Consider the following 24,661-nt stretch of genomic DNA (forward strand, 5'->3'; position numbering starts at 1 on the left):
ATGACAAAAAAACCGGACGCTCGTCCGGTTTTTTTTGCCCGTCGCCCTGCAAGTCGCAGCGCGGAGGTCAGTTGCCGACGTGGTGACTCGGCGTGTCGATCAGCCCATGCACGGTCATCAGGTGGGCCAGGCTCAGCACGTGATCCACCTGCAGTTTTTCCATCAGGCGCTGCTTGTAGGTGGAGACGGTCTTCGGGCTCAGGTTGAGTTGCTCGCCGATGATCGTCAGCGGCTTGCCGCGCACCAGCATCATCGCCACCTCCAGTTCGCGGCTGGAGAGCGTATCGAACGGCGACACGCTGCCATCGAGAGTGGCAAGCGCGAGCTGCTGTGCTACCGCGGGTGCGAGGTAACGCCGCCCGCAGGCGACCTGGCGCACCGCCGAGACCAGTTCATCGGCACTGCAGCCCTTGGTCAGATAACCGAGCGCGCCGGCATCGAGCAGGCGCTTGGGAAAGCGCGCGTCGTCGACGACGGTGACGATGACGATGTGGGTGGACAGTTTCGAGCGGCATACGCGCTCGGTGAGCTCGATCCCGCTCATGCCGGGCATGTGCACGTCGACCAGCGCGATGTCCGGGGCCAGCGTGCGGATCAGGCGCAGGCCTTCCTCGGCGCTGCCTGCCTCGCCACTGACGTTGATGTCCGATTGTTGCTGCAAGATCATCCGGAAGCCGGTGCGAACCAGCTCGTGATCGTCCACCAGGACAACATTGATCATGTAACTCCCCCTTGGTCGGACTGCTTGAAATTAGGCTGCAAGGCGTACCAATGCAAGCGATTTGAGGCAGGTATCCCCATCAGGTCGTTCGATGCCGCGGCCAACGTCCCGTGGCGATGAACCGCACACTCGCCCGGAGCCGAGGTCAGGCTGCCAGGGCGTGGCTTGCGCGGCCGGCATCCAGTTGCGTGTAACGAACCAGCACGATCTGGCCCCGCGTACCGGGCATGTCCACACAGGTCGGACCGTGCCGCCGCTGCTGCTCGTCGCTCGCCAGCACCCTGGCCAGCCCGATCGCCTGCTTCAGCGGCAGATCGCTGAACAGCGCCACCCCATCCTGGCAGACGCTCCAATCACCGGACGCCGATGGCCTGAGCGAGATCGTCAGCATGAAATTCGTCCCCTCTGCGCGTTCTTGGCGATGGCGCGGCGAAAGGACCGCAGCCGTCGCCCTACCCCCGAGCACAGACAGGGTGTCACGCAGGGAAGCCCCGATATGTCGGCCAAATCCTACGGTCGGCGTACGGGATTTCGCCGGGCGCCGATCCACGGCGTGGCGCGACGAGGATCCGGTTCGAGTCCCCTCTTGGGCACCGAATGCAGGAGGAAAATCACGGAACTGCCGGTTGGACAGGCGGAAACGGAAAGGCCGCCAGTTGGCGGCCTTTCCGTCCCGGGATTCCGACAGATACCCGTCAGAACCACTTGTTTGGTGCCCAAGAGGGGACTCGAACCCCTACGACTTGCGTCGCTACCACCTCAAGGTAGTGCGTCTACCAGTTCCGCCACCTGGGCAGGTGTGTTGCTTCAGTGCTTCTTCGTTGCCGGCGGCGTCGCTGCCGGCACATCGCCCTGGCTCTGGGCCGGAGCGCCGTTGCCGGTTGCCGCCGGTGTCGATGCCGGGACGGCCTTGCCGGCGCTTGCCGGCGTGGCCGAGGGCACTTCCGAGCCCCCCGCGGCAGCGGGTGTTGCCTTCACCGGTGCCGGCTTTTCCGCCGCCCCGGCCATCACGCCAAGGCCACTACCGCTGGTCTGCGGCGCACCGTGGCCGTGCAGGTAGATGCCCATGCCCAGGCTGAGCAGGAAGAACAGCCCGGCCAGCACGCCGGTGGCACGGGTCAGAAAGGTCGAGGAACCGCGCGCACCGAACACGGTGGCCGAGGCGCCGCCACCAAAACCGGAGCCGGCGTCGGCGCCTGCTCCGTTCTGCAGCAGGATCAGCACGATCATCGCCGCAGCGATCAGGATGTAAAACACGCTGAAAATGACGAACATAAGTTTCTAGTCGAGCCCGTTTGCTAGCTGGCTTGAGGCGCCTGGTGTGCCGCGGTGCAGATGGCCAGGAAGTCGGCAGCCGTCAACGCGGCGCCACCGATCAACCCACCGTCCACGTCCGCCTGCGCGAACAACTCGGCGGCGTTCGCCGCCTTGACGCTACCGCCATAAAGCAGTCGAGTCAGACGGGAAAGTGTAGCATCTTCGCGTTCCAGTTGGCTACGAATGAAACCATGTACCTGCTGCACCTGCTCCGGCGTGGCGGTATGGCCGGTACCGATGGCCCAGACCGGTTCGTAGGCGATCACCGCGATGTCGAAACTGGCGATCCCGGACCCCCGCAACACGGCCTGCAGTTGGCGCGCGACCACCGCTTCGGTCGCACCGTCCTGGCGTTCCTGCAGGGTCTCGCCCACGCACAGGATCGGCGTGAGTCCGGCGGCGCATGCCGCCGCGAACTTGCGCGCCACCAGCTCGTCGTCCTCGCGGTGGTACTGCCGGCGCTCCGAGTGGCCCACCAGCACCCAGCGTGCGCCCACATCGGCCAGCATCGCACCGGATACTTCGCCCGTATACGCGCCCTGCCCCGCATGCTCGCTGAGGTCTTGCGCGCCGATGCCCAGTCCACTGTCGCCATACCGCGTCGCCAGTTCCGCCAGGTAAGGGAAAGGCGGGAACACGGCGACATCGATCGACGCCGGCTTGGCGGCCGCGATCTCATCCACCAGGGCAGCGGCCATCGTGCGACTGCCGTGCATTTTCCAGTTGCCGGCGACCAGTTTCTTGCGCATGGTGTGCTTCCGCAGCGATCAAACGCCAAGCTTAGCGAGCCCCTGCGGTCGCGGCAAACACGACCGCTCGCTGGCGTGAACCGGCGAGCACGGTCAAGAATGTGGTCCGACCCGAGGAAAACCCGATGACATCTGCACGCCCCCTCAGCCTGATCACGGGCGCCTCCTCCGGCATCGGCGCGGAGTTCGCCCGGCAACTGGCCGCGCTGGGCCACGACCTGGTGATGACGGCGCGCCGCGTCGAGCGCCTTGAAAGCCTGGCCGACGAACTGCGCGCGCAGCACGGTGCGCAGGTCACCGTGCTGCCCCACGATCTCGCCGACCTGGCGGCGGTTCAGTGGCTGTGCGATGCGCTGGATCAGCGCGGCCTGCAGGTGGACTGGTTGATCAACAATGCCGGCTACGGCGTGCCCGGCACCTTCGACGCCAGCGACTGGCCCACCCATGCCGCCTTCCTGCGCGTTCTGCTGACCGCACCGACCGAACTGGCATGGCGCCTGCTGCCTGGCATGCAGCAACGGGGTCGCGGCCGCATCATCAATGTCGCCTCGCTGGCCGGGCATGTGCCTGCTCCTGCAGGACATACCTTGTACGCGGCAAGCAAGGCCTACCTGATCAAGTTCTCGCAGGCGCTGGCCCTGGAGAACCAGTCACGCGGAATCCATGTGTGTGCGCTGTGCCCGGGTTTCACCTGGTCGGAGTTCCACGACGTCACCGGTACCCGCGGGAAGATGGACCAGCTGCCCGGCTACATGTGGCTGAGTGCCGCGGAAGTGGTGCGCCAAGGTATCGCCGCGGTCGAACGTGGCGACGCGGTGTACATCCCGGGCAAGCTCAACCGTTTCATCAAGACCGTGATGCAGTTGATGCCGGACCGGCTGGCCTTGCGCCTGTCGGCACGGCAAGGCACGCGCTACCGGAGTACGCAACCCTAGATCAGCTTGATCTCGCGCAAGCGCTGCAGCAGGTATTGGTGCGAGCTGATCGAGCTGTCGTAGCGACGCGGGTTGTCCGGCGTGATGCACGAATCGAGCGGATCGAGCATCACGTCAGGGTTCGGATGCAGGAAGTACGGCACCGAGTAGCGCGGCTTGCGTGCATTCTCGTTTTGCGGATTGACCACCCGGTGCGAGGTGGACGGATACACGTGGTTGCTGAGTCGCTGCAGCATGTCGCCGATGTTCACCACGATCGCATCGCCCTCGGTGGTGATCGGCAGCCACTCGCCATGGCTGAGCACTTCCAGCCCCTCGGCGCTGGCGCCCACCAGCAAGGTGATGAAGTTGATGTCCTCGTGGGCGCCAGCGCGCACGTTGGGGATGTTGTCCTGGGTGATCGGCGGATAATGGATCGGCCGCAGGATCGAGTTGCCGACGTCGGTCTTGTCCTCGAAGTAGTCTTCGGCCTGGTCGATATGCAGGGCCAGCGCACGCAGCACGCGGGTGCCGAGCTGGTCCAGCGCCTCGTACAGGCCGTAGCCGTAGCGCCTGAAATCCGCCACTTCGGCCGGCCAGATATTCGGCGGCATCACATCGGCAAACTTCGAGTCGCGCGGAATCTCGCGGCCGATGTGCCAGAACTCCTTCAGGTCGGCGTACTGGCTGTCCTTGGCGGTTTCCACCTTGAACGGTGTGTAGCCGCGCGCGCCGCCGCTGCCGGGCACGTGGTACCGCATCTTGGTTTCGGTGGGCAGCGCGAAGAAGCGCTGGAACACGTCGTAGGAGCCGTCGATCAGCTCGCGCGGAATGCCGTGGCCGCTGATGCAGCAGAAACCGAATTCGCGGTAAGCCGCGCCGATCTCGGCGACGAACGCATCGCGATCGCTGTCGTAACGGCGGATATCCAGGGTGGGAACGTGCTTCATGGCTGTAATCCATTCAAGGGGCGTGCGGTCGATTCATCCGCCACCGCAAGGGCGGGGCACGTCGGGCCAATCCATGGCGACCTTGATGCTGCCAGGAGCCTGTCGGGCTTTGGCGGTCGAGACGAAAAGCCGGCTGTGCGAGGGCAGATTTTCGACGGTTCGCCAGCCCATAGTGGTTCTATGGGCCAAGAATCGGCGGAAATATGAACCGCATAGCCGGCTTTGCAGTCCGGCCGGCCAAAGTCCGACAGGCTCCTAGAGGTTCACGAGCGTTCGGCTGCGGATTTTACAATCCCGGCGAGCCTCTCCGCCAACTGCCGCACTTCCGCCGCGTCCGCGCCTTCGACGGTGACCCGCACCAGCGGCTCGGTACCGGAGGCACGCAACACCACCCGGCCGCGCCCATGCAGGGTCTGTTCGACCTCGGCCAGCGCCTGGCGCACTTCGTCGCCGTGCAAGGCCTCGCGCGCGCCGGCAGCGCGCACGTTGAGCATGACCTGCGGGAATTTCTTCAGCCCCTGGCGCGCGGCAACCAGATCCTGACCGCCATGCGCAAGCGCCTCCAGTACGGCCAGCGCGGCAATGATGCCGTCGCCGGTGCTGGCACGATCCAGGCACAGGATATGGCCCGATGTCTCGCCGCCCAGCATGCCCTGGTGCTCGCGCAACTGCTGCATCACGTAGCGGTCGCCCACGTTGGCGCGGATCAGGGGTACATCGAATTCGGCCAGCGCCTGCTGCAGTCCGTAATTGCTCATCAGGGTGCCCACCACCGGGCCGGCCAGCAATTCCCGCGCGTGCAGGTACTTCGCCAGGATGTAGAGAATGTCGTCGCCGTCGGCCAGCTTGCCGTGGCGATCCACCATGAGCACCCGATCGCCGTCGCCATCGAAGGCAATGCCAAGATCGGCCGCATGGGACAGCACCGCTTGCTGCAGTGCCTCCGGATGGGTCGACCCGACGCCGTCATTGATATTGAAACCATCGGGTTTGTCGCCGATCGCGACCACCTCCGCACCGAGTTCGGCGAACACCTTCGGCGCCACCTGGTAGGTGGCGCCATGCGCGCAATCGAGCACCAGCTTGAGCCCGCGCAGGCTGAAGTCCTCGGCCACGGTGGCCTTGCAGAACTCCGCGTAGCGCGCCACGGCATCGGCCACGCGCACCGCCCTGCCGAGCTGCTCGGAAGGCACGGTGACGAAGGCGGCATCGAGCTCCTGCTCGATCGCCGATTCGACGGCATCGGAGAGTTTCTCGCCGACCGCGGAAAAGAACTTGATGCCGTTGTCGTGATGCGGATTGTGCGACGCGCTGATCACGATGCCGGCCTCCGCGCGCATCGAGCGGGTGAGGAACGCCACCGCCGGTGTCGGCATCGGGCCGAGCAGGCCGACATCGGCGCCGGCGGCGACCAGCCCGGCCTCGAGTGCGGACTCGAACATGTAGCCCGAGATGCGGGTGTCCTTGCCGATCAGCACGCTGGGGCGCTCGCCGCCCTCGCGCCGTAGCACCGCGCCGACGGCACGGCCCAGCCGCAACATGAAGTCCGCGCTGATCGGCCATTCGCCCACCAACCCGCGAATGCCGTCCGTGCCGAAATACTTGCGCTCAGTCATCGTGTTTTCCTGGAAGTAAGAGTCCCCGGCATGGGCGAATTGCTGGCGCTTCAGTCGTCATCGGGCCAGCGCGGCATCGTCGGCTGATGGTCGCGGCGTGGCACCACGTCGGCCGCATGCACCGCCTGCCATACCGCCAGCGCGTCCACCGTGGGCAGCACGTCGTGCACGCGCACCATCCGCGCGCCGCGCTGCACCGCGATCAGCGCCGCGGCCGCGGAACCCGCCGCCCGATCGGCCGGCGTGGCACGACCGGTCAGCGTACCGATCATGCGCTTGCGCGACAGGCCGGCATAGACCCCGCTGCCGAGATTGGCGAAGCGCTCCAGCGCGCACAGCAGGGCGAGATTGTGCTCCAGCGTCTTGCCGAAACCGAAGCCGGGGTCGACCAGCACCTTGCGCCGATCCATGCCAGCCAGCTCGCAGGCGAACAGACGGTCGGTCAGAAAGCGGTGCACCTCGCCGACGACATCGTCGTAATGCGGATCGTCCTGCATGCTGCGCGGTTCGCCCAGCATGTGCATCAGGCATACCGGCACGCCCAGTTCGGCCGCCGCATCCATCGCGCCGTCGCGACGCAGGGCATACACGTCGTTGATCATGCCTGCGCCGGCGGCGACCGCCGCGCGCATCACCTCCGGCCGGGAGGTGTCGATGGAGATCGGCAAGCTGGTGCGCGCAGCGAGTTGCTCGATCACCGGCAGCACGCGGCGCAGCTCTTCCTCCGTGGGGACTTCGTCGGCGCCGGGACGGGTGGATGCTCCACCGACGTCGAGCATGTCGGCCCCCTCTTCCGCCATGCGCAATCCGTGCGCCACCGCCTCGTCCACACTGGCATGGATGCCGCCATCGGAGAACGAGTCGGGGGTGAGGTTGAGAATGCCGACCACGCGCGGACGGTCGAGCCGCAAAGGACGACCGGCGCAGTCGAGTACCGGCGCAAACAGATCGTTCGACATGCTCATGTCCTCATTGGCTGCCGTGGCGTGCGCAGCATCAAGCCTCGACCTCGCCGCCCAGTTCGCCCATGTAGCGCCGGTAATGGCGCAATTCCGCGATGGAGTCGCGGATATCGGACAACGCCGTGTGCGCCGATTCCTTGCCCACCGCCTTGGCAATCTCCGGCGCCCAGCGCCGCGCCAGTTCCTTCAGCGTGGACACGTCGAGGTTGCGGTAATGGAAGTAACGCTCCAGCCGCGGCATCTGGCGATGCATGAAGCGGCGATCCTGGCAGATCGAATTGCCGCACATCGGCGACTTGCCCGGTGGCACCCAGGCACGCAGGAAATCCACCGTGGCCTGTTCGGCCATCGCGTGGTCGGTCTGCGAGATCAGTACCTGTCGCCACAAGCCGGACTTGTGATGCTGGTTGGTATTCCAGCTGTCCATCGATTCCAGCCGGTCGATCTCGTGACGTATCGCGAATACCGGCCCGTCGGCCAGCACGTTGAGGTTCTTGTCGGTAACCACCGTGGCGATCTCCAGGATCGAGTCGCCGTCGGTGTCGAGGCCGGTCATCTCCAGATCGATCCAGATCAGGTTGTCTTCGTGGGCTTGGCTCATGGAATCTCCTTGTGGCCGGGAGTTTATCAGTCTTGTCCGCATGCGATGGCCGCGTGCGATCATCCGCGCATGCAGACCTTCTTCTGGCACGACTACGAGACTTCCGGCGCCGATCCGCGCCGCGACCGCCCGCTGCAGTTCGCCGGCATCCGCACCAGCATGGAACTGGAAATCATCGGCGAGCCGGTGATGTTCTACGGCAGGCCATCGCGGGAGATGCCGCCGCACCCGGATGCCTGCATGATCACCGGCATCACGCCACAGCAGGCCGAACGCGAGGGCGTCAACGAAGCCGAGTTCGCCGCCCGGGTCCACGAGCAACTGGCGACCCCCGGCACCTGCGGCGTCGGCTACAACTCGTTGCGCTTCGACGACGAGTTCACCCGGCAGATGCTGTACCGAAACTTCTACGAACCCTACGGTCGCGAGTGGGAAAACGGCAACTCGCGCTGGGACCTGATCGACCTGGTGCGCATGTGCCAGGCGTTGCGTCCCGAAGGCATCGTGTGGCCGCTGCGCGAGGATGGCTCGCCCAGCTTCAGGCTGGAGCACCTGGCCAGCGCCAATGGGCTGAACCAGGAACGTGCCCACGACGCGCTGTCCGACGTCTACGCGCTGATCGACCTGGCCCGCCTGATCCGTGTGCGCCAGCCGCGGCTGTGGGACTGGTATTACGCGCTGCGGCGCAAGCAGAAAGTGTTCGAGCTGCTCGACGTGGTGAACATGACGCCACTGGTGCACGTGTCCTCGCGCTACCCGGCCAGCCGGCAATGCCTGGCACTGATCGCGCCGCTGGCACCGCATCCCGCTCGCAGTGGCGAGGTGATCGTCTATGACCTGGCCACCGACCCGGCCGAATGGCTGGCGCTGGACGAGGACGAGATCGCCGATCGCATCTTCACCCCGCGCGCCGACCTGCCTGAAGGCATCGAACGCATTCCGTTGCGTACCGTGCGCGCGAACCATGCCCCGGCGCTGGCGCCGTTGTCGGTGCTGCAGGGCGTGGATCTGGATCGGCTGCAACTGGACGTGGAACGCTGCACGGCGCATCGCGACACCTTGCGTGCCGTCGACGGGCTGGCTGAAAAACTGCGCCGGGTGTTCCAGCGCGCTGCCGAGTTCCCGCCACCGGAAGATCCCGAGCTGGCGCTTTACGGGGGTGGCTTCCTGCCCGATTCCGACAAGCGCCTGCTCGGCCAGGTGCGCGCCACGCCGCCGCAGGAACTCGGCACGCGGGCGTTCCCGTTCCGCGACCCGCGCTATCCCGAACTGCTGTTCCGCTATCGTGCGCGCAACTGGCCCGAGACCCTGACCACGGAAGAACACGCTCGCTGGGAATCTTTCCGCCAGGCGCGACTGACCCGGCACGACGCGCTGACGTCACTCACCCTCGACGATTATTTCGCGCGGCTGGAAGCATTGCGCCACGATCCCGCAGCGCAGGACAGACTGCCTTTGCTCGACCAGTTGCAGGCATGGGGCGAGGATCTCGCCGCCAGCATCCCTGCCTGACCGCCTCCACTCCCGATCGATCACCATGCCAAAAAGCTACTTCACTCCCGCCACCTTCCGCTTCCTGCGCGCACTGGATCGCAACAACACGCGCGAATGGTTCCAGGCGCACAAGGACGACTACGAGCGCCACGTGCGCGAGCCGTTCCTGCAACTGATCACCGACATGCAGGCGCCGCTGGCGAAGATCAGCCCGCACTACCGCGCCGACCCGCGCAAGAATGGCGGCTCGCTCTATCGCATCTATCGGGATACCCGATATTCGAACAACAAGCTTCCCTACAAGCCATGGCAGGGTTCGCGCTTCACCCACGAGCGTCGCCATGAAATCCAGGCGCCGGGTTTCTATCTGCACATCGAGCCCGGCGACTGCTTTGCCGGCGGGGGCATGTGGCACCCGGAGCCGGATGCGCTTAAGCACATCCGCGAATTCCTGGCCGACAATCCGGCCGCGTGGAAGCGCGCCACCCAGGGCAAGGCATTCAGCCAGCACCTGCAGTTCGGCGGCGAATCGCTGGTGCGCCCGCCTCGCGGCTACGACCCTGCGCACGAACTGATCGAGGATCTGAAGCGCAAGGATTTCGTCGCCACTGCCCGCTTCGACGAGGCGCTGGCCTGCTCGAACGAACTGCTGCCCTGGACCGTGGCCACCTTCAAGCGCGTCGCCCCGCTGATCGACTACCTGTGCGCGGCGCAGGAGCTGGAGTTCTAGGCGGCGTTCAAGGCCAACTGGCGGCGCTGCGAGGCCATGACGGATAACGCAACACCGATGCCGACGCACGCCGTCAATGCCACATAATGCACGGGCGCGAGCACGCCGATGCGCTGCACCAGCAAGCCGATCAGCGGCGGCGTCAGCCCGCCGAACAGCGCGTAGGCCACGTTGTAGGAAAACGACAGGCCGGAAAAGCGCACCGCCGGCGGAAACGCGACCACCATCAAGGCCGGCACCACGCCGGTCACGCCGACACTGAAGCCAGCCAGCCCATACAAGGCGACGAAATGCGCGCCGCCCGCCTGCAGATCCAGATACAGGGCATAGCTCGCCAGGATCAGGCCGAGCGCACCCAGCAACAGGGTGCGGGCGTAACCGAGCCGGTCCGCCAGCCAGCCGTAGAACAGGCAAGCCACGGCCAGCGCGAACGACGCCAGGTTGTTGCCGAGAAAGGCACGCGCCGGCGCAATGTGGAATACCGACTGCACCAGCGACGGCGTCATCAGGATCACCACCACGATCGCCGCCGTCAGCATCCAGGTCACCAGCATCGACAGCAGCACGCTAGGCAGATGGTGTGCGAATACCTCGCGCAGCGGCAGCCCGCGTGCCAGTTCCTTGCGCGCATGCATCGCCTCGAACACCGGCGTCTCGCGCAGCCAGCGGCGCAACCACACCGCGCAGAAACCGAATACGCCACCGATCAGGAACGGCAGCCTCCAGCCATAATCCAGCACCTGCGCCGGCGACATGCCGCGATTGATCGCCGCCGCGACCAGCGAACCGATCAGGATGCCGACGGTGAGCCCCGAGGTGAGGCTGGCACAGGCGAAGCCGATCCGCTGCGGCGGCACATGCTCGGCCACGAACACCCACGCGCCCGGCACCTCGCCGCCCACCGCGATGCCCTGCACTACGCGCAGCAGCAGCAACAGCAGCGGCGCCAGCATGCCGATCTGCGCATATACCGGCAGCAGGCCGATGCACAGCGTGGGCAGCGCCATCAGGAACACGCTGAGCAGGAACATCTTCTTCCGCCCCAGCGTGTCGCCGTAATGCGCCATCACGATGCCGCCCAGCGGGCGCGCCAGGTAGCCGGCGGCGAAGATCCCGAACACCTGCAGCTGCGCCAGCCACGGCGCCGTGGTGGGCGGAAAGAACAGGTGGCCAAGCGGGATCGCGAAAAACACGAACACCACGAAGTCGTAGAACTCCAGGGCGCCGCCCAGTGCCGACAGCAGCAAGGTTTTCGCGTCGCGCCAGCCCAGGCGACCGGTTCCATGCATGTCAGTCACTGATGGCGTGCTCATGGGTCTGGCGTATCCGGTCTTTGCAGGTGCGCCACGTTAGCAGCGACCGCCACGCCGTGGCAGTCGCCGCGATATTGTGCAGTCGCGTCAAGACGCCCACGTATGGCACCGGCCAAGATCCACCCGGCAAAGCCGGAGAGCCCCCTCCTTGGTCTAGACTCCGCCGGTGTCACCGCGTCACGCGTTCCGTTGCATGAATCTTCCCTCGACTTCACCGTTGCAAGGAGAGTTTCCATGAGCATGGGCAAACGTATGACTGCCGAATTCTTCGGCACGTTCTGGCTGGTCCTCGGCGGCTGCGGCAGCGCCGTGCTGGCAGCCGGTTTTCCGCAACTGGGCATCGGCTTTGCCGGCGTGGCGCTGGCGTTCGGCCTGACCCTGCTGACCATGTGCTACGCCATCGGCCACATCTCCGGCTGTCACATCAACCCCGCGGTGACCTGCGGGCTGGCCGCCGGCGGCCGGTTTCCGGTGAAGGAAGTCGTCCCGTACATCATCGCGCAGGTACTCGGCGGCATCCTCGCCGGCCTGGTGCTGTGCACGATCGCCTCGGGCAAGCCCGGCTTCGACGCCGCCGCCAGCGGCTTCGCCTCCAACGGCTACGGCGCGCACTCGCCGGGCGGCTATTCGATGGGCGCCGCGGCGCTGTGCGAACTGGTGATGACCGGCTTCTTCATCTTCATCATCATGGGCGCGACGCACAAGAGTGCGCCGGTGGGCTTCGCCGGCATCGCGATCGGCCTGGCGCTGACCCTGATCCACCTGATCAGCATCCCGGTCACCAACACCTCGGTGAACCCGGCACGCTCGACCGGCGTCGCGCTGTTCCAGGGCGACTGGGCGGTGCACCAGTTGTGGTTCTTCTGGGTGATGCCGATCATCGGCGGCATCGTCGGCGGCCTGATCTACCGTTATCTGTGGAACGACCGGGTCGCGTTGCCGGACATCAAGGGCGATTCCGTCTGAGCTGCACGCGATGAGCTGACGCGCGGCCCGCGGGACCGCGCGTCAGGCCTGGGCGAACGGAAACGCCAGCACGTCGGCAATCGCGTCCGTGCCGGCCAGGCACATCAGCAGGCGCTCGATGCCGAGCGCCACGCCGGCGCAATCGGGCAGCGCATCGAGCGTGGCGAGCAGGCGTTCGTCCACCGGCAGCTCAGGCAAGCCGCGCCGGCGTCGCGTCGCATTGTCGCGCTCGAAGCGGGCGCGCTGTTCGCTGGCGACATTCAGTTCGTGATAGCCATTGGCCAGTTCGTGCCGGCCCAGGTACAACTCGAAGCGCTCGGCCAGCGGCGGTTCGCCCGGGCGGATCCGCGCCAGCGCACACTGGGTCGCCGGGTAGTCGTGGATCACCGTGATGCGGTCGCGCGGAAACGCCGGCTGCAGCCGGTGCGTGATCAGCAGGTCGAGCCAGTCGTCGCGAACCAGGCCATCGGGGTCGATGTTGTACTCGACCAGCGGTGCACGCAGTTCGTCGATCGGCGCATGCAGCGGGTCGATGCCCAGTTCGTCGAGGAACAGTTGCCGGTAGCTCTCGATCAGCACCTCGGCACGCCGCCCGACCATCGCCAGCGCCGCCTCGACCAGCGCGATGGTTTCTCCCATCAAACGACGGTGATCCCAGCCGACCCGATACCACTCCAGCATGGTGAATTCCGGATTGTGCCGGCCGCCCGCCTCGCCATTGCGGAATACCCGGCCCAGCTCGTAGCAGTCGCCGATCCCGGCCGCCAGCAGGCGCTTGAGCGGGTACTCCGGCGATGTGCGCAGCCAGCGCTCGGGCGCACCGGCATCGACGTGACCGCTGAAGCGGGTGGTGAAGCTTTCGATGTTGGGTTCGGTATTGCCGGCGGCGGAGAGGATCGGGGTCTCCACCTCAAGCACGTCGCGTTCGGCAAGGAACGCGCGCGCCAGCGCATTCAAGCGCGCCCGCAACTGCAGTGACGCCAACCGCGACGGCTCGCTCACGCCGCCGCTCCATGCTGCTCCAGCAATGCCAGCAGACGCGCTTCGTCCCATACCTCGACGCCCAGTTCGGTGGCTTTGTCGAGCTTGGAGCCCGCCTCCGCGCCGGCGACCACGAAACTGGTCTTCTTCGACACCGAGCCGGAGACCTTGGCGCCCAGTGCCTCGAGCTTTTCCTTCGCCGCATCGCGCCCCAGCGATTGCAAGGTACCGGTAAGCACGATGGTCTGCCCTTCAAGCGGCAGTCCGCTGGGCGCGGTCGCGGCGGGAATCGCGTCGAGCAGGCGACGCATGGCGGCCTCGGCACGATCGAGTTGCGCCGAGGCCGCGCCGTCATCCAGGAAATTCGCCAGATTCACGGCCGCCGCCTGCGACAAGCCGGCGACGACCCAGTGCGCGGCACCGGCATCGCGCAGCTGTTGCAAGCCGGGAAAGTGTTCGGCGAGCAGGCGCGTGCGCTTGGGCCCGAGCTGCCCGATCGGTGCCATGTCGAGCAGGTTCGCCAGATCGAGTTTCCCGCGCAGCTTCGGCGATGGCGCCGTCTCGTCACTGAAACGGATGCCTTCGGCCAGTAGCTCGTCCACCACCTGCTGATTGCCAGGCTGTGCAAAAAAGCCCTCGATCGAGTCGGCAACTTCGCCGCCGATATCCGGCAACAGGCGCAATACCGGCGCCGGCGTGTTGCGCACGAAATCGAGTCGACCCAGCCAGCTCGCCAGCGTCTTCGCCGTGCTTTCACCGATATGCATGATGCCCAGCGCGAACAGGAAGCGCGGCAAGGTGGTGTGCTTGCTGGCGGCGATGCCGTCGACCAGGTTCTCCGCCCATTTGGTGGCTACCTTGCCAGCCTTCACCGTCTCCGGTGTGGTGCCCCCAGCCTTCGCTGGGGCAGGCTCCCGTTCGTCGGCACGCTGTTTCATGTCGACGAAATCATCGACGCCGAGTCGATACAGGTCGGCCGGCGTCTTCACCATGTCGAACTCGACCAGGGCTTCGGCGAAACGCTCGCCCAGGCCCTCGATATCCATCGCGCGACGCGCGGCGAAGTGGATCAGCGCCTCCTTGCGCTGCGCCGCGCAGATCAGTCCGCCCGAGCAGCGCCATGCCGCGGCGCCCTCCTCGCGCAGCAGTGCCGAGCCGCACACCGGGCAATGCGTCGGCATCGCCCACGGCACGGTGCCTTCGGGGCGCAGCTCCTGCACGACCCGCACCACTTCGGGAATCACGTCGCCGGCCCGACGCACGATCACCGTGTCGCCGATGCGCGCGTCCAGCCGCGCCACCTGGTCGGCATTGTGCAGGGTGGCATAGGTCACGGTGACGCCGGCCACCTGCACCGGCTCCATGCGCGCGCGCGGAGTGGCCGCGCCGGTGCGGCCGATCTGCACCTCGATGTCGAGCAGCCGGGTGGTCTGCTCCTGCGCCGGGAACTTGTGTGCGATCGCCCAGCGTGGCGCGCGCGAAACGAAGCCCATCTCGCGCTGGCCGGCGTAGTCGTCCAGCTTGTAGACCACGCCATCGATGTCGTACGGCAGGTTGTCGCGCTTCGCACCGATGCGCTGAAAGTAGGCGATCAGGCCATCGAAGCCACGCGCCGTGTCCACTTCCGGCGACACCGGAAAGCCCCACTCGCGCAGTTGCTGCAAGGTGGCCGAATGGGTTGGCGGCAACTCGCCTCCTTCGACCGCGCCGATCGCATAGGCGAAAAAACTGAGTCGTCGCTTCGCAGTGATCGCCGGATCGAGCTGGCGCAGCGAACCGGCCGCACCGTTGCGCGGATTGGCCAGCGGTTTTTCGTCGTGCTTGCGGGCGTACTCGTTGAACGCTTCGAAATCCCTGCGCAGCATGATCACCTCGCCGCGCACTTCCAGCACGTCGGGCCAGCCCTTGCCGCGCAGTTTCAGCGATTCATCCTGATCTTTCCCATTGCGCAAGCGCAATGGGATGGCGCGCACCGTGCGCAGGTTGGCCGTCACGTCCTCGCCGGTCTCGCCATCGCCGCGGGTGGCGCCCTGCACGAACAGGCCGTGCTCGTAGCGCAGGCTGATCGCCAGGCCATCGAGTTTCGGTTCCGCCGAGAACACCAACTCATCGCGCTGCAAGGTCTGCTCGATGCGCCGCACGAACTCGGCGACCTCGCGGAAGCGCTCGCGCTCGCTGCCGCCCTCCTGCTCGAAGGCGTTGCCCAGCGACAACATCGGAATCGCGTGGCGCACTTCCGCGAAGCCGCCGTGCGCCCGCGCGCCGACCCTGCGCGTCGGCGAATCCTCCGAGGCAAGCGCGTGATGCTCCGCTTCCAGCGCCTCCAGCTCGCGCATCAGGCGGTCGTACTCGGCGTCGGTGAGATCCGGGTCGTCGAGGACGTGGTAGCGGTAGTTGGCCTGCTCGATCTGCGCCCGCAGCGCGGCGGCGCGGGCCAGGGCATCGGCGGGGACGGTGGGTTCGGCCATGCGGGTCTCCTTGTCCCCGCAGTTTAGCGATACGACCGCCGTGCCGTCGTCGCCACAAGCTCAGCGATGCAGGTGGCCGGATGCCTCGGGCTGATAGGTGATTTCCAGCACCTTCAGGCGACGCTTGCGTCCATCCGGCATCGGCCAGTCGATCTGCTGGCCGCGCGCCAGTCCGAGCAGGGCACTGCCGACCGGAGCCAGGATGGAGACCGTGCCGGACGCACCGGCGGCATTCGGATAGACCAGGGTGAGGGTCAGTCGCTCGCCGTTGTCTTCGTCCTCGAAGGCCACGGTGGAGTTCATCGTCACCACATGGGCAGGCATGGCGGCCGGCTCGACCACCTCGGCTCGATCAAGTTCGGCGCGCAGCGCTTCGAGCTTGCCGGCCTCGGCGGCTGGCAGGCGCTCCAGCAAGGCCTCGATGCGTTCCAGATCGATGCGGGATACGGTGATAACTGACTTGCTCATGACTTTTCCTGAGGCTCGCGGCTCCTGCCGCACAAAAACACACGCCAGAACGAAAACGTCCCGGCGCGTGGGGTCGGTGATTGGCTACCACGCCTGGTCATTCCCGGGTGGCAGATGAAACTGGTCTGACTGTGCGAAAACGCGGCGCGAATTGCAAGCTGTCATAACAGGTATCATCCGCCTCCATGCCGCCTCCAGCCGCCGCGGACCCCCACGCTGCCGCCGCTGCTCCCACTCCAGCAACGGTTTCCCCCGCGTTGATCGAGCCTTCCACGCGCGAACGCTTTCGCGGCCTGCTGTGGCTGGTCGCCGCCGCGTTCTTCATGCAGGCACTGGATTCCACCGTGGTCAACACGGCCGTGCCGGCAATGGCGGTGGCGCTGAATGTGACGCCGCTGGGCATGCGTACCGCGCTGACCAGTTACGTGCTTACCCTGGCGATCCTGATCCCGGCCAGCCCATGGTTGTGCGACCGGCTCGGTACACGCCGCGTCTTCGGCGCCGCGATCGTGGTATTCGGGTTGGGCTCGCTGCTGTGCGGGCTGGCCCAGACGCTGCCGCAGCTGGTCGCCGCCCGCGTATTGCAAGGCATCGGCGGGGCCTCGCTGATGCCGGTCGGGCGTTACGTGCTGGTGCGCAGTATCGACAAGCGCGAATTCGTGCGGGCGATGAGCACGGTGGCCACGTTCGGCCTGCTCGGCTCGGTGCTTGGCCCCCTGCTCGGCGGCGCGCTGGTGCAGTTCACCTCGTGGCGGCTGATCTTCCTGATCAACGTGCCGGTGGCGATCGCCGGCATCTGGATGAACCGCCGCGACATGCCGGAGTACCGGCTTGCGCGCGCGAACCGGTTCGACCTGTCCGGCTTCCTGTTGTTTGCCGCCGCCTCCGCGTTGCTGCTGACCGCTTCGGAACTGGCCGGCGACTCGCCGGTGCCGTGGTTGCGCATCGGCCAGTGCAGCGCGATCGCGTTGGTGCTGGGCGTGATCTATGTGTGGCATAGCCGACGCACCGAGTTCCCGGTGGCCGACCTGGGACTGCTGAAGGTGCGCAGCGTCTGGGTGGCACTGGTGGGCGGCCTGTCGACGCGGCTTGGCATCTCGGGCATGTTCCTGCTGCTGGTGCTGTTCCTGCAGGTGGGCTGCGGCTGGTCGCCGTTGATGGCTGGCCTGATGATGGTGCCGCAGGCGCTGGGTTCGATCAGCGCCAAGTGGGTGATCAACCGGGTCCTGGTGCACTTCGGCTATCGCCGCCTGCTGCTGGGCAATACCGTGATCGTGGCGTTGCTGCTGGCGGCGTTTGCCCTGCTCGGCCCGACCACGCCGGTGTGGGCGATCGCGACACTGACATTCTGCTATGGCTGTTTTGCCGGCCTGCAGTACACCGCGATGAACACCTTGATCTACCACGACCTGGATATCCGGCACGCCTCGATGGCTTCGTCGATGGCCTCGACCGTGCAATACCTCGCGATGAGCTTCGGCATCGCGCTGGCCACCTTGCTGATGCAGGCCTTGCTGCAAGGGCACGCCAGCGCGGACTACGTCATGGCATTTCGCTGGACCGTGCTGCTGCTGGCCCTGGTCACGGGCGCGGCGAGCCGCGTTTTCGGGCGACTCCCGCACGATCGCCCGGCCTGATCGACCGGCCCATCGACGCGGACACTTCCGCCTCCGGGTCATCGCGCCGGCTGTTACTCTATTCCGCGCGTCGGTCGACGCGACAGTTCCATCTCGAGGAGTGCCCATGCGCAGACTGTTTGCGGTGGCGGCCCTGTTGGCGTGCTCCCCGCTGCAGGCTTCCGAAGCCGGCGACAACGTCAACTTCCACCTGACGGCGCATCCGGTCGGCTGGATCGCGCTGGCCTTGTTCGTGCTCGCCTACGTCGTGGTGATCCTGGAAGACCGCATCCATGTGGCCAAGTCCAAGCCCGTGGTGCTGGCGGCGGCGCTGATCTGGGGCCTGATCGCGTGGCAGACGGGTGGTGCCGGCGGAGCCCAGCAGGCCAGACACGCCTTCGAGGCGATGTTCCTCGAGTACGCCGAGATCTTCTTTTTCCTGGTCGTGGCCATGACCTATGTCACCGCGGTGGGCGAACGCAATGTTTTCGAGGCGCTCCGCGACCAGTTGACGCGACGTCGCCTGAGCTACCGCTCGTTGTTCTGGATCACCGGTTTGCTGGCCTTCTTCCTGTCGCCCATGGTGGACAACCTGACCACCGCCCTGGTGATGTCGGCGGTGGTCCTCGCCGTCGGTGCGGGCAACTCGCGTTTCACCACCCTCGCGCTGATCAACCTGGTGGTCGCGGCCAACGCGGGCGGTGCATGGAGTGCGTTCGGCGACATCACCACGCTGATGGTGTGGCAGGCGAACAAGGCGCAGTTCTTCGAGTTCTTCCGCATTTTCCTGCCGGCACTGGTCAACTGGCTGGTGCCGGCCGTGGCCATGTTCCTTGCGCTGCCCAAGGGTAGCCCCGAGCCCGCCGAAGGGATCAACCCGATCAAGCCCGGCGGCATCGGCATCTGCCTCACCTTCGCGCTGACCATTGCGATCACCGTGGTCGGCCGCCAGTGGCTGGGCATGCCGGCGGCCTACGGGATGCTGACCGGACTGGCCCTGCTCAACCTGGTGGCCACGCGCATCGATTACCGGCAACGGCACTACGCGCTGGCGCAGGGCCTCGAGCCGCAGACGTATTCGATCTTCCGCATCATCGCCAATGCCGAGTGGGACACCTTGCTGTTCTTCTACGGCGTGTTTGCCTGCGTCGGCGGCCTGGCCGCGCTGGGTTACCTCGAACTGGCCTCGATCCACCTCTATGGCAAGCTCGGCTTCACCGTGGCCAACTCGTTGATGGGCCTGCTGTCGGCGATCGTCGACAACATACCGATCATGTTCGCCGTGCTGAAGATGAACCCGCCGATGGACCACGGCCAATGGCTGCTGATCACCCTCACGGCGGGTGTCGGCGGCAGCCTGCTTTCCGTCGGCTCGGCCGCTGGCGTGGCCCTGATGGGCGCCTCGCGCGGGCAATATACGTTCATGAGCCATCTGCGCTGGAGCTGGGCGATCGGGCTCGGCTATGTCGCCAGCATCGCCCTGCATCTGTGGATGAATGCGCATCTGTTCGGCGGCAGCTGACCGGGCCGCTCCGATTACAACGACCAACGGGCTCCATCACGCCGATGCATCACGCCAGCGACATCCTGCTTACCCTCTTCATCATCTTCATCGCCGCCCAGATCGGGGCCGAGGTGGCACAACGGCTGAAGCTGCCGGGCGTGGTCGGCGAGATCGCCGCCGGCTGCGCGATCGGCCCGTCCCTGCTGGGCTGGCTCTCGCCCGGGGACATCCTGGCTGGAACGCCGGTGGATGTGCTGGCCGAGATCGGCGTGGTCCTGCTGCTTTTCGCGGTGGGGCTGGAAACCCGGCTGGACGATTTGAAGAAGGTCGGCAAGAGCGCCTTCCTGGTCGGCACGCTGGGCGTGATCCTGCCATTTGCCGCGGGTGCCCTGTGGGCGCATGGCGAGGGATTCGCGTGGATCAAGTCGCTGTTCGTGGCCGCCGCCTTCGTGGCCACCTCGGCCGGCATCACCGCCCGCGTGCTGCAGGAGCTCGGCGTGCTGCAGCGAACCGAAAGCCGGGTGATCCTGGGCGCCGCGGTGATCGACGACATCCTCGCCATGCTGCTGCTCGGCGTGGTGTCGTCGCTGCAGGGCGGCGGTTCGCTGGACCTGCAATCGCTGGTGCTCACCCTGGCCGGCGCGATCGGTTTCGTGGCGATCATCGGCTGGGGCGGCACCCGCGTGATGCGGAGCAAGTCCGGCTGGCTGGAGGCCCCAATCAATCCGCATTCGGCGCTGACCCTGGTGCTGGCGCTGTGCCTGGGGCTGGCCTGGCTGTCGACGCGGTTCGGGCTGGCGGCAATCATCGGCGCCTTCCTCGCCGGCATGATCGCGTCGGAGACCCGCCAGCGCGACGAGCTGGAACACCAGACCCTGCCTTTGCTGGCCTTCCTCACTCCGTTCTTCTTCGTGGTCACCGGCGCCAAGATCAACCTGGCCGAACTGGCCAGCGCCCAGGCGCTGTGGATGCTGGCCGTGGTCACGCTCATCGCGATCGCCTCCAAACTGGCCGGCGGATTTCTCGGGGCGCTGTCGCTGGGCAGACGCAGCGCAGCCATCGTCGGATTCGGGATGGTGCCGCGCGGCGAGGTCGGCGTGGTGATCGCCAGCCTGGGGCTGGCCGCTGGCGTGTTCAGCGAGCAGATCTACGCGATCATCGTGGCGATGTCGCTGCTCACCGCGATGATCACGCCGCCGGTACTGGCGTGGTTGCTGCGGCGCCAGGGTGAGGACGGCCAGCGCGACGACGGGAAGACGGCTTCAGCCGACGGCTGAAGCTCCACGGACTTCTCGCAGGCGCAAGCTTTTCCCTCGACTGGGGCTATGCTCTTCGGCGAGGGAGGACCCCCACGGACACACGACATGAAGACCGTACTCATCGTCGACGACGACGCGCTGGTGCTGGAAGCGCTCGATCTGCTGTTGTCACGTACCGAGGGTTTCCGCAGCATCCGCGCGCACGGGGTTGCCAGTGCCCGCAGCGACCTGGAACAGGCCCGCATTGATGTGCTCGTCGCCGACGTCATACTCGCCGGCAGCACCACCGGCATCGAGCTCTGCGAACACGCCATCGAGCGCCACCCGACGATCGCCATCGTCGTGATCACCGCCGACAACGAAGTGCAGCACGACGAGATACCCCGGCGCGGCATCTTCCTGCGCAAGCCGTTCGGCGGCGAACAATTGCTCGACGCCATCGATGCGGCGCTGAACCGGGCCGCCGCAGAATCGCGCAAGCTGATACACGTGGACTGAGCCAACCCTGGTCACGAACAGAAACGGGCCGGCAAAAGCCGGCCCGTTTTCATCGCTCGATCAAATCCAGGCGACGACTGTCCACCGTCGGCGCGGGGAGCGAAGCCAGTCCAGCGTCACTTGGCGAACAGATGCTCCACGCCGGCACGCTCTTCGCGCAGTTCCTTGTTGGTGGCGTCCATCCGCGCGCGTGAAAAATCGTTGACCGCCAGGCCCTGCACGATCTCGTATTTGCCGTTCTTCACCGTCACCGGATAGCCGTAGATCACCCCCGGTGCGATGCCGTAGGAACCGTCCGACGGAATGCCCATCGAGACCCAGTCGCCCTCGGCGGTGCCCTGCGCCCAGTAGCGCATGTGGTCGATCGCAGCCGACGCGGCGGATGCCGCCGACGAGGCGCCGCGCGCCTTGATGATTGCCGCGCCGCGCTGCTGCACGGTCGGGATGAAGTCGTTCTCGTACCAGGCCTGGTCGACCAGCGACATCGCCGCCTTGCCGTTGACGGTGGCGTGATGGATGTCCGGGTACTGGGTCGAGCTGTGGTTGCCCCAGATCGTCATCTTGCGGATGTCGGTGGTGTGGCTGCCGGTCTTCTCGGCCAGTTGCGACAGCGCGCGGTTGTGGTCGAGCCGCACCATCGCGGTGAAGCACTTCGGATCCAGGTCGGGCGCGTTCTGTTGGGCGATCAGGGCATTCGTGTTGGCCGGGTTGCCGACCACCAGCACCTTCACGTCACGCTTCGCATACGCGTTCAGCGCCTTGCCCTGCGGGGCAAAGATCGCGCCATTGGCCTCCAGCAGATCCTTGCGCTCCATGCCGGGGCCGCGCGGACGCGCACCCACCAGCAAGGCGTAGTCCACATCCTTGAACGCGACATTCGCATCGTCGGTGGCCACCACGCCGGCCAGGGTCGGAAACGCGCAGTCGTTGAGTTCCATCACCACGCCCTGCAGCGACGGCAGCGCCGGAGTGATTTCCAGCAGGTGCAGGATCACCGGCTGATCCGGGCCCAGCATGTCGCCGGCGGCAATGCGGAACAGCAGCGCATAACCGATCTGGCCAGCGGCGCCAGTGACGGCAACTCGAACGGGGGCTTTCATGGATGTTGACTCCTTCTTGGGGTATTCGATTTTCCCGTAGGAGCCGCTTCAGCGGCGATGCTCTTGCGTTGGCATCGGCGAAATCAAGAGCATCGCCGCTGAAGCGGCTCCTACGGGTTTCGTACTCAGCTCAACTCGGCGAAAAATTCGGTAATGCGATCAAGCCCCGGCTGCAGCTGCGCGGTGGGACAGGTGTAGGAAATGCGCATCGCGCGCGGTTCGCCGAAGGCAGAACCCGGTACGCAGGCAACGCCCTTGGCTTCCAGCAAGGCGGCACAGAACTCGACGTCGTCGTTGATCGCCATCTCACCGTGGTGCTTGCCGAAAGCCACGGAAATATCCGGAAACGCATAGAACGCGCCCTGCGGCCGTGGGCAGACCACGCCGGGAATCGCGCTGAGCGCGGCGAACACGGTGTCGCGCTTGCCGGCAAACTCGGCGCACCTGGCCCTGGGAATATCCTGCGGGCCGCTGAGTGCCGCCACCGCCGCCGCCGTGATCACTTCCGGCAGGCTGGTGATGTGGTTGGAGTTGAGCGTGGTGATCGCCTTGGCCACCACTTCCGGCCCCGCCAGCAGACCGACGCGCCAGCCCGGCATGCCGTACGTCTTGGAGACCGAATCGACGAAGATCACCCGCTCGCGCAGCTCGGGTTTCGCGAACACGAAGTTGTGATAGCCGAGGCCGTCGAACACCATCGAGTTGTAGATGTCGTCGGTGATCACCCAGGTGTCCGGATGCTTCGCCAGCACCTCGGCCAGCGCGGCGATTTCCGCGCCGGTGTAGACCATGCCGGTCGGGTTGGACGGGTTGTTGAACAGGAACACCTTCGACTTGCGCGCCAGCGCGGCGTCGAGCTGCGCCGGGGCGAGCTTGTAGTTCTGCTCCGCACCGCAATGCATCACGTTGATCTTCGCGCCGACGATGTCGGCGATGTCGCGGTAGCTGGTCCAGTACGGCGCGGCGAAACAGATCTCGTCGCCTTCGTCGAGCAGCGCCTCGGCCAGGTTGTACAGCACCTGCTTGGCGCCGATGCCGATCGACAGGTTCATCCGCGTGTAGCCGTTGAAGCCGAGCGCCTCGATGTGCTTGAGGAACGCGTCGAGCAACGCCTCGGCACCGCGGTTGCTGCCGTACTGGCCGGAGTCGTGCGACAGCGATTCGCGCGCGGCGGCATACACATGCTCGCCCGGCAGGAAGTTCGGCACACCGATCGAGAAGCTGATGATGTCGCGGCCGGCAGCCTTGAGCTGCTTCGCCTTCTCGGCTATCACCATGATCGCGCTGGGTTTGGCGCGGCCGACGCGCTGGGCAAGCTGGGGCATGGGTTCCTCGACGTCAGGGGATGAGGTCAGCAAACCCGTGAATTTTAGCATGCGGCGATGCGGCATTCCGCAGCATCGCAAAAACTTGCCGGATGGTGGCCTATGGTGCGGGGCTTGCCCCCGTTGCATGATGCGGATGCCGCCGGGCCAGGTGAACACGGTTGCAAGCCGGCGTTGGTCGACTCAACACAACCTTTGGGAGGTAGCTATCCATGTTCCACCTGATATGGTCCATCATCGTCGGCTTCTTCATCGGCCTGATCGCGCGCGCGGTCCTGCCCGGTGCGGATCACATGGGCTTCCTGATGACGACGGGTGTCGGCATCGTGGGCTCGCTGATCGGCGGCCTGCTCGGCAATCTCATCAAGCGGCCGGAGCCGGGGGCGAAATTTCACCCGGCCGGCTTCCTGATGTCGATTATCGGCGCCATCGTCCTGCTGCTGGTTCTGCGCTACGCCTTCCACATGTAGCCATCACCCGCGAACGGCGCGTCCGCGTCGTTCGGAAAAAAGAACGGCGGGGTGATCCCCGCCGTTCTTTTTATTTCGTTCGATAGTCCGGCTTCAGGCTTGCCCGCCCAGCAACTTGCCGGCCAGACCTTCCAGCATGCCGAGGTTGAAGCCGCCGCCCTGACCTGCCGCCGGTACCTGGCCATCGGGGGTGAGATGGTCGACAGCATGCGGCAGCACCTGCGAAAGGCCGCTGAGCACGGTGGAGGGATCAACACCCAGCTTGCTGGCCGCTTCCTGTACCAGGTTGCCCATGCCGCCGCTCTGCAGCGCCTGGCCAAGCTGGTCGCCCGAGACCGGCTGGTTCGCACCGGTACCGATCCACGACTGCACGGCACCACCCAGCCCGTGTTGCTGCAGCATGCTGGCCAGGCCCTGCACGCCGCCCGCCTGCTGCAGCAGCTGGCCGGCCACACCAATCAACGAACCTGCACCGGCACCTGCCTGTTGTCCCTGTCCTCCGAGCAAACTGTCGAGGAATGACATGATCGTTCTCCTTAATCAATGTGGATAGGTGTGTAGCCCGTCGATCATAGGCACTTAGAGCCTCATTTGTCATGACGTCGGCGCACAAAAAAACCGCCAGCGGACAGCTGGCGG

The 24,661-nt window shown here is 66.1% G+C and carries 24 protein-coding genes and 1 tRNA gene; 9 read left to right on the top strand and 16 right to left on the bottom strand.

Going from position 1 to position 24,661, the window contains the following annotated elements; all coding sequences use genetic code 11:
• Window positions 1-67: 67 nt before the first annotated feature.
• From B0E47_RS13725 to tpiA, 5 genes are all read right to left on the bottom strand, one after another.
• A complete protein-coding gene (locus B0E47_RS13725; protein WP_077514844.1) occupies window positions 68-721 on the bottom strand; it encodes a response regulator in 654 nt (217 codons plus the stop codon).
• Window positions 722-866: 145 nt separating this feature from the next.
• On the bottom strand, window positions 867-1,112 hold the full coding sequence (locus B0E47_RS13730; protein ID WP_077514845.1) for a hypothetical protein: 246 nt from the start codon (window positions 1,110-1,112) through the stop codon (window positions 867-869).
• Between the two features lie 319 nt (window positions 1,113-1,431).
• A tRNA-Leu gene (locus B0E47_RS13735) sits at window positions 1,432-1,516 on the bottom strand.
• 12 nt (window positions 1,517-1,528) lie between these two features.
• Window positions 1,529-1,996: a preprotein translocase subunit SecG gene (secG, locus tag B0E47_RS13740; RefSeq protein WP_077514846.1), complete on the bottom strand. Its 468-nt coding sequence runs from the start codon at window positions 1,994-1,996 to the stop codon at window positions 1,529-1,531.
• A 23-nt stretch (window positions 1,997-2,019) separates the two neighbouring features.
• A complete protein-coding gene (tpiA, locus tag B0E47_RS13745) occupies window positions 2,020-2,787 on the bottom strand; it encodes a triose-phosphate isomerase (RefSeq protein WP_077514847.1) in 768 nt (255 codons plus the stop codon).
• A 125-nt stretch (window positions 2,788-2,912) separates the two neighbouring features.
• On the opposite strand from tpiA, the gene B0E47_RS13750 reads away from it, so the two are divergent.
• Window positions 2,913-3,722: an SDR family oxidoreductase gene (locus B0E47_RS13750; protein ID WP_077514848.1), complete on the top strand. Its 810-nt coding sequence runs from the start codon at window positions 2,913-2,915 to the stop codon at window positions 3,720-3,722.
• Here B0E47_RS13750 and B0E47_RS13755 read toward each other — a convergent pair.
• From B0E47_RS13755 to orn, 4 genes are all read right to left on the bottom strand, one after another.
• Window positions 3,719-4,651 carry a 2-oxoglutarate and iron-dependent oxygenase domain-containing protein gene (locus B0E47_RS13755; RefSeq protein ID WP_077514849.1) on the bottom strand — a complete coding sequence of 311 codons (933 nt, stop codon included), beginning with the start codon at window positions 4,649-4,651 and terminating at the stop codon, window positions 3,719-3,721. The genes B0E47_RS13750 and B0E47_RS13755 overlap by 4 nt on opposite strands.
• A gap of 263 nt (window positions 4,652-4,914) precedes the next feature.
• Entirely contained in the window at window positions 4,915-6,267 is a 1,353-nt protein-coding gene (glmM, locus tag B0E47_RS13760) for a phosphoglucosamine mutase (protein WP_077514850.1), read from the bottom strand.
• Window positions 6,268-6,317: 50 nt separating this feature from the next.
• Window positions 6,318-7,232, bottom strand: a complete 915-nt coding sequence (gene folP, locus B0E47_RS13765; protein ID WP_077514851.1) for a dihydropteroate synthase — start codon at window positions 7,230-7,232, stop codon at window positions 6,318-6,320.
• 31 nt (window positions 7,233-7,263) lie between these two features.
• The gene (gene orn, locus B0E47_RS13770) at window positions 7,264-7,830 is read right to left on the bottom strand and encodes an oligoribonuclease (RefSeq protein ID WP_077514852.1); all 567 of its coding nucleotides are present in this window, start codon (window positions 7,828-7,830) and stop codon (window positions 7,264-7,266) included.
• A 69-nt stretch (window positions 7,831-7,899) separates the two neighbouring features.
• Between orn and sbcB the strand changes: the two genes are divergently transcribed.
• Window positions 7,900-9,342 (top strand): exodeoxyribonuclease I, encoded by a 1,443-nt coding sequence (gene sbcB / locus B0E47_RS13775; RefSeq protein WP_077515368.1) that lies wholly within the window; start codon window positions 7,900-7,902, stop codon window positions 9,340-9,342.
• 25 nt (window positions 9,343-9,367) lie between these two features.
• On the top strand, window positions 9,368-10,054 hold the full coding sequence (locus tag B0E47_RS13780) for a DUF2461 domain-containing protein (RefSeq protein WP_077514853.1): 687 nt from the start codon (window positions 9,368-9,370) through the stop codon (window positions 10,052-10,054).
• On the opposite strand, the gene B0E47_RS13785 is transcribed toward B0E47_RS13780, so the two are convergent.
• Window positions 10,051-11,367, bottom strand: coding sequence for an MFS transporter (locus tag B0E47_RS13785; protein ID WP_077514854.1), 1,317 nt, complete (start codon window positions 11,365-11,367; stop codon window positions 10,051-10,053). The two genes, B0E47_RS13780 and B0E47_RS13785, sit on opposite strands and share 4 nt — an antisense overlap.
• A gap of 234 nt (window positions 11,368-11,601) precedes the next feature.
• Between B0E47_RS13785 and aqpZ the strand changes: the two genes are divergently transcribed.
• Window positions 11,602-12,333 carry an aquaporin Z gene (aqpZ, locus tag B0E47_RS13790; RefSeq protein WP_077514855.1) on the top strand — a complete coding sequence of 244 codons (732 nt, stop codon included), beginning with the start codon at window positions 11,602-11,604 and terminating at the stop codon, window positions 12,331-12,333.
• 42 nt (window positions 12,334-12,375) lie between these two features.
• Here aqpZ and epmA read toward each other — a convergent pair whose 3' ends face one another.
• The 3 genes from epmA to rnk are packed head-to-tail and all read right to left on the bottom strand — an operon-like array spanning window position 12,376 to window position 16,250.
• Window positions 12,376-13,335: an EF-P lysine aminoacylase EpmA gene (gene epmA / locus B0E47_RS13795; RefSeq protein WP_254422943.1), complete on the bottom strand. Its 960-nt coding sequence runs from the start codon at window positions 13,333-13,335 to the stop codon at window positions 12,376-12,378.
• The gene (gene ligA, locus B0E47_RS13800) at window positions 13,332-15,782 is read right to left on the bottom strand and encodes an NAD-dependent DNA ligase LigA (RefSeq protein WP_077514857.1); all 2,451 of its coding nucleotides are present in this window, start codon (window positions 15,780-15,782) and stop codon (window positions 13,332-13,334) included. Before ligA ends, epmA begins: the two co-directional genes overlap by 4 nt.
• 60 nt (window positions 15,783-15,842) lie before the next feature.
• A complete protein-coding gene (gene rnk, locus B0E47_RS13805) occupies window positions 15,843-16,250 on the bottom strand; it encodes a nucleoside diphosphate kinase regulator (RefSeq protein WP_077514858.1) in 408 nt (135 codons plus the stop codon).
• A gap of 257 nt (window positions 16,251-16,507) precedes the next feature.
• On the opposite strand from rnk, the gene B0E47_RS13810 reads away from it, so the two are divergent.
• The 4 genes from B0E47_RS13810 to B0E47_RS13825 all read left to right on the top strand — a co-directional run bounded on the left by B0E47_RS13810 (window position 16,508) and on the right by B0E47_RS13825 (window position 21,127).
• Window positions 16,508-17,887, top strand: coding sequence for an MFS transporter (locus B0E47_RS13810; protein ID WP_254422944.1), 1,380 nt, complete (start codon window positions 16,508-16,510; stop codon window positions 17,885-17,887).
• A 106-nt stretch (window positions 17,888-17,993) separates the two neighbouring features.
• The gene (nhaD, locus tag B0E47_RS13815) at window positions 17,994-19,388 is read left to right on the top strand and encodes a sodium:proton antiporter NhaD (protein ID WP_077514860.1); all 1,395 of its coding nucleotides are present in this window, start codon (window positions 17,994-17,996) and stop codon (window positions 19,386-19,388) included.
• 44 nt (window positions 19,389-19,432) lie between these two features.
• Entirely contained in the window at window positions 19,433-20,647 is a 1,215-nt protein-coding gene (locus B0E47_RS13820; RefSeq protein ID WP_077514861.1) for a cation:proton antiporter, read from the top strand.
• A gap of 87 nt (window positions 20,648-20,734) precedes the next feature.
• On the top strand, window positions 20,735-21,127 hold the full coding sequence (locus B0E47_RS13825; RefSeq protein WP_168171074.1) for a response regulator: 393 nt from the start codon (window positions 20,735-20,737) through the stop codon (window positions 21,125-21,127).
• A gap of 116 nt (window positions 21,128-21,243) precedes the next feature.
• Here B0E47_RS13825 and B0E47_RS13830 read toward each other — a convergent pair whose 3' ends face one another.
• Both B0E47_RS13830 and B0E47_RS13835 read right to left on the bottom strand, forming a co-directional pair.
• On the bottom strand, window positions 21,244-22,227 hold the full coding sequence (locus B0E47_RS13830; RefSeq protein WP_077514863.1) for a malate dehydrogenase: 984 nt from the start codon (window positions 22,225-22,227) through the stop codon (window positions 21,244-21,246).
• Window positions 22,228-22,352: 125 nt separating this feature from the next.
• A complete protein-coding gene (locus B0E47_RS13835; RefSeq protein WP_077514864.1) occupies window positions 22,353-23,552 on the bottom strand; it encodes an aminotransferase class I/II-fold pyridoxal phosphate-dependent enzyme in 1,200 nt (399 codons plus the stop codon).
• Between the two features lie 212 nt (window positions 23,553-23,764).
• Between B0E47_RS13835 and B0E47_RS13840 the strand changes: the two genes are divergently transcribed.
• The gene (locus B0E47_RS13840) at window positions 23,765-24,022 is read left to right on the top strand and encodes a GlsB/YeaQ/YmgE family stress response membrane protein (RefSeq protein ID WP_077514865.1); all 258 of its coding nucleotides are present in this window, start codon (window positions 23,765-23,767) and stop codon (window positions 24,020-24,022) included.
• Between the two features lie 93 nt (window positions 24,023-24,115).
• Here the strand turns inward: B0E47_RS13840 and B0E47_RS13845 are convergent, their stop codons facing one another.
• Window positions 24,116-24,547, bottom strand: coding sequence for a YidB family protein (locus tag B0E47_RS13845; RefSeq protein WP_077514866.1), 432 nt, complete (start codon window positions 24,545-24,547; stop codon window positions 24,116-24,118).
• Between the last annotated feature and the right edge of the window lie 114 nt (window positions 24,548-24,661).

The sequence above is a fragment of the Rhodanobacter sp. B05 genome (genome assembly GCF_002001085.1).
Classification (GTDB): Bacteria; Pseudomonadota; Gammaproteobacteria; order Xanthomonadales; family Rhodanobacteraceae; genus Rhodanobacter.

Excerpts from the sequence above, each read along its gene's own strand:
- B0E47_RS13725 (WP_077514844.1), bottom strand. The coding sequence starts at position 721 with ATGATCAATGTTGTCCTGGTGGACGATCACGAGCTGGTTCGCACCGGC.
- B0E47_RS13830 (WP_077514863.1), bottom strand. The coding sequence starts at position 22,227 with ATGAAAGCCCCCGTTCGAGTTGCCGTCACTGGCGCCGCTGGCCAGATC.
- rnk (WP_077514858.1), bottom strand. The coding sequence starts at position 16,250 with ATGAGCAAGTCAGTTATCACCGTATCCCGCATCGATCTGGAACGCATC.
- folP (WP_077514851.1), bottom strand. The coding sequence starts at position 7,232 with ATGAGCATGTCGAACGATCTGTTTGCGCCGGTACTCGACTGCGCCGGT.
- B0E47_RS13785 (WP_077514854.1), bottom strand. The coding sequence starts at position 11,367 with ATGAGCACGCCATCAGTGACTGACATGCATGGAACCGGTCGCCTGGGC.
- B0E47_RS13825 (WP_168171074.1), top strand. The coding sequence starts at position 20,735 with ATGAAGACCGTACTCATCGTCGACGACGACGCGCTGGTGCTGGAAGCG.
- orn (WP_077514852.1), bottom strand. The coding sequence starts at position 7,830 with ATGAGCCAAGCCCACGAAGACAACCTGATCTGGATCGATCTGGAGATG.
- glmM (WP_077514850.1), bottom strand. The coding sequence starts at position 6,267 with ATGACTGAGCGCAAGTATTTCGGCACGGACGGCATTCGCGGGTTGGTG.
- B0E47_RS13840 (WP_077514865.1), top strand. The coding sequence starts at position 23,765 with ATGTTCCACCTGATATGGTCCATCATCGTCGGCTTCTTCATCGGCCTG.
- B0E47_RS13835 (WP_077514864.1), bottom strand. The coding sequence starts at position 23,552 with ATGCCCCAGCTTGCCCAGCGCGTCGGCCGCGCCAAACCCAGCGCGATC.
- B0E47_RS13755 (WP_077514849.1), bottom strand. The coding sequence starts at position 4,651 with ATGAAGCACGTTCCCACCCTGGATATCCGCCGTTACGACAGCGATCGC.
- aqpZ (WP_077514855.1), top strand. The coding sequence starts at position 11,602 with ATGAGCATGGGCAAACGTATGACTGCCGAATTCTTCGGCACGTTCTGG.
- B0E47_RS13820 (WP_077514861.1), top strand. The coding sequence starts at position 19,433 with ATGCATCACGCCAGCGACATCCTGCTTACCCTCTTCATCATCTTCATC.
- sbcB (WP_077515368.1), top strand. The coding sequence starts at position 7,900 with ATGCAGACCTTCTTCTGGCACGACTACGAGACTTCCGGCGCCGATCCG.
- B0E47_RS13750 (WP_077514848.1), top strand. The coding sequence starts at position 2,913 with ATGACATCTGCACGCCCCCTCAGCCTGATCACGGGCGCCTCCTCCGGC.
- nhaD (WP_077514860.1), top strand. The coding sequence starts at position 17,994 with ATGCGCAGACTGTTTGCGGTGGCGGCCCTGTTGGCGTGCTCCCCGCTG.
- B0E47_RS13780 (WP_077514853.1), top strand. The coding sequence starts at position 9,368 with ATGCCAAAAAGCTACTTCACTCCCGCCACCTTCCGCTTCCTGCGCGCA.
- ligA (WP_077514857.1), bottom strand. The coding sequence starts at position 15,782 with ATGGCCGAACCCACCGTCCCCGCCGATGCCCTGGCCCGCGCCGCCGCG.
- B0E47_RS13845 (WP_077514866.1), bottom strand. The coding sequence starts at position 24,547 with ATGTCATTCCTCGACAGTTTGCTCGGAGGACAGGGACAACAGGCAGGT.
- secG (WP_077514846.1), bottom strand. The coding sequence starts at position 1,996 with ATGTTCGTCATTTTCAGCGTGTTTTACATCCTGATCGCTGCGGCGATG.
- tpiA (WP_077514847.1), bottom strand. The coding sequence starts at position 2,787 with ATGCGCAAGAAACTGGTCGCCGGCAACTGGAAAATGCACGGCAGTCGC.
- B0E47_RS13730 (WP_077514845.1), bottom strand. The coding sequence starts at position 1,112 with ATGCTGACGATCTCGCTCAGGCCATCGGCGTCCGGTGATTGGAGCGTC.